The sequence below is a fragment of the Actinomadura sp. HBU206391 genome (genome assembly GCF_014323665.1).
Taxonomy (GTDB): domain Bacteria; phylum Actinomycetota; class Actinomycetes; order Streptosporangiales; family Streptosporangiaceae; genus Actinomadura_C.
The window spans coordinates 1-6,312 of record NZ_JABVEB010000292.1; the positions used below are offsets into that span (position 1 = coordinate 1).

Annotated in this window: 7 protein-coding genes; 3 read left to right on the forward strand and 4 right to left on the reverse strand. The window is 69.4% G+C overall.

Translation table 11 applies throughout. The annotated features are described in order from the left end of the window. Nucleotides 1-24: 24 nt before the first annotated feature. Both HKK72_RS34445 and HKK72_RS34450 read left to right on the forward strand, forming a co-directional pair. Nucleotides 25-957, forward strand: coding sequence for a hydroxymethylglutaryl-CoA lyase (locus HKK72_RS34445; protein ID WP_222721509.1), 933 nt, complete (start codon nucleotides 25-27; stop codon nucleotides 955-957). Between the two features lie 55 nt (nucleotides 958-1,012). After that, nucleotides 1,013-2,158: an acyl-CoA dehydrogenase family protein gene (locus tag HKK72_RS34450; RefSeq protein ID WP_187238601.1), complete on the forward strand. Its 1,146-nt coding sequence runs from the start codon at nucleotides 1,013-1,015 to the stop codon at nucleotides 2,156-2,158. A gap of 106 nt (nucleotides 2,159-2,264) precedes the next feature. Here the strand turns inward: HKK72_RS34450 and HKK72_RS34455 are convergent, their stop codons facing one another. The 3 genes from HKK72_RS34455 to HKK72_RS34465 form a co-directional block, all read right to left on the reverse strand. Then, nucleotides 2,265-3,161 (reverse strand): helix-turn-helix transcriptional regulator, encoded by an 897-nt coding sequence (locus HKK72_RS34455; RefSeq protein ID WP_315987592.1) that lies wholly within the window; start codon nucleotides 3,159-3,161, stop codon nucleotides 2,265-2,267. A 262-nt stretch (nucleotides 3,162-3,423) separates the two neighbouring features. Continuing rightward, the gene (locus HKK72_RS34460) at nucleotides 3,424-4,326 is read right to left on the reverse strand and encodes a helix-turn-helix domain-containing protein (RefSeq protein ID WP_187238602.1); all 903 of its coding nucleotides are present in this window, start codon (nucleotides 4,324-4,326) and stop codon (nucleotides 3,424-3,426) included. Nucleotides 4,327-4,397: 71 nt separating this feature from the next. Beyond that, entirely contained in the window at nucleotides 4,398-4,646 is a 249-nt protein-coding gene (locus tag HKK72_RS34465) for a DUF397 domain-containing protein (RefSeq protein ID WP_187238603.1), read from the reverse strand. 168 nt (nucleotides 4,647-4,814) lie between these two features. Here HKK72_RS34465 and HKK72_RS34470 point away from each other — a divergent pair, with 168 nt between their 5' ends. Next, the gene (locus tag HKK72_RS34470) at nucleotides 4,815-5,336 is read left to right on the forward strand and encodes an ATP-binding protein (protein WP_187238604.1); all 522 of its coding nucleotides are present in this window, start codon (nucleotides 4,815-4,817) and stop codon (nucleotides 5,334-5,336) included. A 9-nt stretch (nucleotides 5,337-5,345) separates the two neighbouring features. Here the strand turns inward: HKK72_RS34470 and HKK72_RS34475 are convergent. Further along, nucleotides 5,346-6,312, reverse strand: a 967-nt coding sequence (locus tag HKK72_RS34475) for a trehalose-6-phosphate synthase (protein ID WP_187238605.1), incomplete at its 5' end; no start/stop codon positions are given.

Below are 6,312 nucleotides of genomic sequence, written 5' to 3' on the forward strand. Positions count from 1 at the left end.
GGAGGCGACGGCATGAGGGTTCCGATGGAGGTCCCGCTCGCGGGGCTGCCCTCGCAGGTGACGATCTATGAGGTCGGGCCGCGGGACGGGCTGCAGAACGAGTCGGCGATCGTGCCGGTCGAGGTCAAGGCCGAGTTCATCACCCGGCTCGCCGCCACCGGGCTCACGACGATCGAGGCGACGAGTTTCGTCCACCCGAAGTGGGTCCCCCAGCTCGCCGACGCCGAGCGGCTGCTCGAGATCCTGCCGCGTGCGGCCGGCGTCCGCCACCCGGTCCTGGTGCCCAACGAGCGTGGTCTCGACCGTGCGCTGGCGCACGGCGTCACCGAGATCGCGGTGTTCGGCAGCGCGACCGAGACCTTCGCCCGGCGCAACCTCAACCGCACCGTCGAGGAGTCGCTCGCGATGTTCGCCCCGGTCGTCGACCGGGCCCGTGCCGAGGGCCTCGCCGTCCGCGGGTACCTCTCCATGTGCTTCGGCGATCCGTGGGAGGGCGACGTCCCGATCGGCCGGGTCGTCTCGGTCGCCACGCGCCTGATCGATCTGGGCTGCACCGAGCTCAGCCTCGGCGACACCATCGGCGTCGGCACTCCCGGACAGGTCACCGCGCTGATCGAGGCGCTCGGCGACGCGGGGGTCGGCATGGAGCGGATCGCCGTGCACTTCCACGACACCTACGGCCAGGCGCTCGCCAACACCCTCGCCGCGCTTCGGTGCGGGATTCGTACGGTCGACGCGTCGGCGGGCGGGCTGGGCGGCTGCCCGTACGCCGAGAGCGCCACCGGAAACCTCGCGACCGAGGATCTGGTGTGGATGCTGAACGGCCTCGGGGTCGACACCGGCGTCGATCTCGCCGGCCTCGTCGAGACCAGCCGATGGATGGCCGGACACCTCGGCCGCCCCAGCCCCTCACGCGTCGTCCAGGCGCTGTCCCCGGCGCCTGCACCCCAGTCATGATCTCGCAGTCGTTCGCGCGAACCCCTGCGGGTTCACCGCAAGAAGAGAGCACAAAATGATCGATTTCCGGCTCGACGAAGAGCAAGAGGCTCTGCGGCAGACGGTGGCGCGGTTCGCCCGCGACGTGGTGGCACCCGTGATCGGTGATCTCTACGAACGCGGCGAGTTCCCGTACGACATCGTCGCCGGGATGGGCAAGATGGGGCTGTTCGGGCTGCCGTTCCCCGAGGAGTACGGCGGGATGGGCGGCGACTACTTCACGCTGTGCCTGGCGCTCGAGGAGCTGGCCAGGGTCGACTCGTCAGTGGCCATCACGCTGGAGGCCGGCGTCTCCCTGGGCGCGATGCCGATCTTCCGCTTCGGCAGCGAGGAGCAGAAGCGGGAGTGGCTGCCCCGGCTGTGCTCGGGGGAACGGCTGGGCGCCTTCGGGCTCACCGAGCCCGGCGGCGGATCGGACGTTCCCGGCGGCATGCGCACCACCGCGCGGCTCGAGGACGGCCACTGGGTGATCAACGGCTCCAAGTCGTTCATCACCAACTCGGGCACCGACATCACGTCATTCGTGACGATCACCGCGCTCACCGGCGACCGCGAGATATCGGCGATCCTGGTGCCGTCGGGAACTCCGGGGTTCACCGTCGGCAAGAAGTACTCCAAGGTGGGCTGGTCGGCCTCCGACACCCGGGAGCTGGCGTTCGAGGACGTCCGGGTCCCCGAGGCGAACCTGGTGGGCCCGCGCGGCCGGGGCTACGCGCAGTTCCTGCGCACGCTGGACGAGGGCCGGGTGGCCATCGCGGCGCTGTCGGTGGGGCTCGCGCAGGGCTGCGTCGACGAGTCCCTGCGCTACGTGCGTGAGCGCGTGGCGTTCGGCCGGGCGATCGGCGAGTACCAGGCGATCCAGTTCAAGATCGCGGACATGGAGACGAGAGCGCACACGGCGCGCGTCGCCTACTACGCCGCGGCGGCGAAGATGCTCTCCGGCGAGTCGTTCAAGAAGGAGGCGGCGATCGCCAAGCTGGTCTCCTCGAACGCGGCGATGGACAACGCCCGGGACGCCACCCAGATCTTCGGCGGCTACGGCTTCATGAACGAGTACCCGGTCGGGCGGTTCTACCGCGACGCCAAGATCCTGGAGATCGGTGAGGGCACCTCGGAGGTACAGCGGATCCTCATCGCGCGGGCGCTCGGCCTGTCGGCGTGAGGCGCGTCGAGCACGACGCCCGTCGAACATGACGCCCGGCGTGACGCTCTTCGGGCGTCACGCCCTCGGGCATGACGTTCTCGCGGTGTGACGCCGGCCCCCGGCGTCACATCTCCTTGATGATCTGGTCCAGCATCAGGGCCGAGTCGCCGACGGGCGCCGCCTCGACGCACAACCGGTCCATGACCGCCATGTAGCCGTCGACGTCGTCGCGATCGTCGAGGTAGAGGGCGCTGGAGAGCTGCTCGAGATACACCACGTCCGGCAGGTCCGGCTCGGAGAACCGCAGGATGGTGAACGGGCCGCCCGCCGCGGCGTGGCCGCCCCGGTCGAACGGCACGACCTGCAGGGTGATGTTGGGCAGCGCCGCCATCTCGGCGAGGTGTTCGAGCTGCGCCCGCATGACCTCTGGCCCGCCCAGCGGCCGGCGGAGCACCGCCTCGTCGACGACCGCCCAGATCCGCGGCCCGCCCGGGGCGGTGAGCCGTTGCCGGCGGGTCATCCGCAGCTCGACGCGGCGGGTGATCTCGGAGGGGGTCTCCTCGGCATGGCCGAGGAGCGTGACCTCCCTGGCGTACTCCCTGGTCTGCAGAAGGCCGGGGACGAACTGCACCTCATAGGTCCGGACGAGGGAGGCGGCCTCCTCCAGCCCGACATACAGCTCGAACCAGTTCGGCATGATGTCGCCATACTTGTGCCACCAGCCCGGCTTGTTGGCCTGGCGCCCGAGGGACTTGAACAGCGCCCGCTCGTCCTCATCGCTCACCCCGTACAGGGTGAGCAGGTCGCACACGTCGCGCTCCTTGAACGCGACCCGCCCCAGCTCCAGCCTGCTGATCTTCGAGTCGGACGCCCGGATGGCGTGGCCCGCCTCCGAACGGGTGATCTGCCTGGCCTCGCGCAGACGGCGCAACTGACCGCCGAGCAAGATCCTCAACACCGTCGGCCCGGTCTCCGGATACTCGGTCACGGCAAAGGAGCGCACCACTTCGGCTTCGATCACGTCTCACCCCGGCATCGCTGGCAGGCCCCCCGTACGATCGCGGTTAGTGTCCCACCGTCGGCGCCACAGTTCAATGTTCATCTATTAACCCGTCAACCCGGCACCGTGTGACCATCCGGTCACGGCGCATCATCCTCCGGGTCAAGATCGCATCGAATCGGGACAGCGCGTGGAGGGGCACGAGAAATCGCCCGGCGATGTGCTGCCGGCCGAACTCCGGTCCGTTCCCGCAGGCGTGCGCCGTCGATCCATGGGACCGGCGCTAGAATCCGCTCAGGATGCCCTTGAGGATGCCGGGGGTCGCCGCGACCGGCTCGGCCTCCAGGCACAGCCGCTCCATCACCGCGAGATACCGGTCGAGCTCCTCGCGCTTGTCGAGATAGAGCGCGCTGGTGAGCTGCTCGAGATAGACCACGTCCGGCAAGTCGGGCTCGGCGAAGCGCAGGATGCTGAACGGCCCGCCGGCGGCGGCGTGACCTCCGTGGGTGAACGACACCACCTGAAGGGTGACGTTCGGCAGCGCGGTGACCTCGATGAGGTGCCGGAGCTGGTCGCGCATCGCGTCGACGCCGCCGAGCGGACGCCGGAGCGCCGCCTCGTCGACGACCGCCCACAGGTGCGGTGGTTCCGTTGCCGTGAGGAGCTCCCGCCGCCGCATCCTCAGGGCGACGCGCTGCTCGATCTCGTCCGTGGAGGCGTCCGGATGTCCCAGCATGGTCACCGCGCGGGCGTAGTCCTCGGTCTGGAGGAGACCCGGCACGAACTGGACCTCGTAGGCCCGGATGCGTGCCGCGGCCTCCTCCAAACCCACGTACACCTCGAACCAGGAGGGCAGCACGTCGGAGTAACGGTGCCACCAGCCCGGCGTGTTGGCCTGCGCCGCGAGGGCGAGCAACGGGCTCCGGTCCCGCCCGTCGAGCACCCCATAGAGGGTGAGCAGGTCGGAGACGTCCCGCTCCTTGAACCCCACCCGGCCGAGCTCCAGCCGGCTGATCTTCGAGTCGGACGCCCGGATGGCATATCCGGCGGCCTCCCTGGTGATACCGCTGGCCTCGCGCAACTGCCGCAGTTGAGCACCGAGCAGGATGCGCAGCACCGTCGGACCGCCGCGCGGTGACTCGAACATGCTGCGGACGGATGGCTCGCCTTCGGGCCGGGCTGTCATGGGCACTCCTGGAGATGCCGGAATCGGCAAGTATCCCACCGGCGCGACCGACTGCCTAGTTACCCGTCAGGTCAGCCACTGATCAGTTCGTCGAAGTCTCCGTCCTTGGCTCCGTTGATGAAGGCCTCTATCTCAGCGCGCGTGTAGACGAGCGCCGGACCGTCTGGATGGCGGGAGTTGCGCATCGCGATCTCCCCGGTTGGGAGCTCGGTCATCTCCACACAATTCCCACTCGGGTTGCTCCGCGCACTCTTCTGCCAGGTGTTGTAGCGCAGGAGCGAAGCAGACATGCCGTTGCCGAACTGGTGTATCCGGTTCATCTGGTCCATCCGTCCCCCTGTGGACAACGCCCCACCCCACCACTCAATGTACGGGTCCGTGCGCGTGCACGTGCATCCGACCTTGCAGTAGCCCTTGCACCTGCACGGGTTAAGGAGCAAGATAGCGGTTACCCGATCACCGCCCACATCCCACCTGCAGGGTTCGCCATGATGGTTCGCCGCGCCCACCGCATCGCCGACTCCGCCATCGACGACAACTGGATCTCCGTACTCGGCCAGGCCTGGCCGACCACGGGTCGATGGCCCTCCCCGCTCGCCGACACCCCGGAATCGGCGCGTTGCGTGCTCCGCTCCGATCTGGAGTCACCGCGGATCGCGCGCGACTTCGCCCGGACCACACTGGCCGACTGGGAGCTCTGCTCGTTCGCCGAGGACGCCACGGTCGTGGTGTCCGAGCTCGTGACCAACGCCCTGCGTCACGGCCTGCGCGGCGCGCTCCACTCCGCCCAGGCCTGGCCGATCCAGCTCGTGCTGCTCCGGCACGACCGCCGGCTGCTGACCGTCGTCACCGACCCCGGCGACGACGTGCCGACACCGGCCGTGCCCGATCACTTCACCGAGAGCGGCCGCGGCCTGCACGTCGTCGAGGCCGTCAGCAGCACATGGGGCTGGGCTCGCCTGGCCACCGGCGGCAAGGCCGTGTGGGCGGCCTTCGACACCCGCCCCTGAGGCACCGCCCTAGGGCGTTTCCTCCAGGGCGGTGAGGAAGTCCTGCGCCCACCGGTCGACGTCGTGCTCGATGATGCGCCTGCGCATCGATCGCATCCGGCGGCCCTGTTCGGCGGGCGAAGAGCGCAGAGCCGCCAGCATCGCCTCCTTGAGCCCGTCGATGTCGTAGGGGTTGACGAGGAAGGCGCGCCTCAGCTCGTCGGCCGCCCCCGCGAACTCACTGAGCACCAAGGCACCGCGCAGATCGTCGCGGCACGCCACGTACTCCTTCGCGACGAGGTTCATGCCGTCCCGCAGCGGAGTCACCACCATGACGTCGGCGGCGCGATAGAGCGCGGCCAGCTCGTCCCGGCTGTACGACGCGTGCAGGTAGTGGATCACCGGTGCGCCGAGCTCCGCGTGCTCGCCGTTGATCCGGCCGACCTGCTGCTCGATCTGATCGCGTAGCAGCTGGTACTGCTCGATGCGCTCCCGGCTCGGCGTGGCGATCTGCACGAAGACCGCCTCGCCCGCCTTGAGCGCGCCGTCGGCGAGCAGTTCCCCGAACGCCTGCAGCCGCTGGGAGATGCCCTTGGTGTAGTCGAGCCGGTCCACGCCCAGAAGGATCTTCGTGTCCCCGAGGTCGGCCTTGACCTCCTCGGCCCGCCACCGGACCTCGCGGCGCCGGGTCAGTTCCGTGAGCTCTTCGACGTCCACCGAGATGGGGAAGGCCTGAGCGCGCACGACCCGCTCGCCCACGTCGACGTACGGGCCGCGCGTACGGCCGTCGAGGTGCCGACGGGCGAGCCGCAGGAAGTTCGACGCCGCACCCGGCAACTGGAATCCGACCAGGTCGGCGCCGAGCAGCCCAGCGATGATCTGCCGCCGCCACGGGAGCTGCTCGAAGAGCTCCTGTGGCGGGAACGGAATGTGCAGGAAGAAGCCGATGCGCAGGTCGGGGCGGAGCTCCCGCAGCATCGCCGGCACGAGCTGCAAC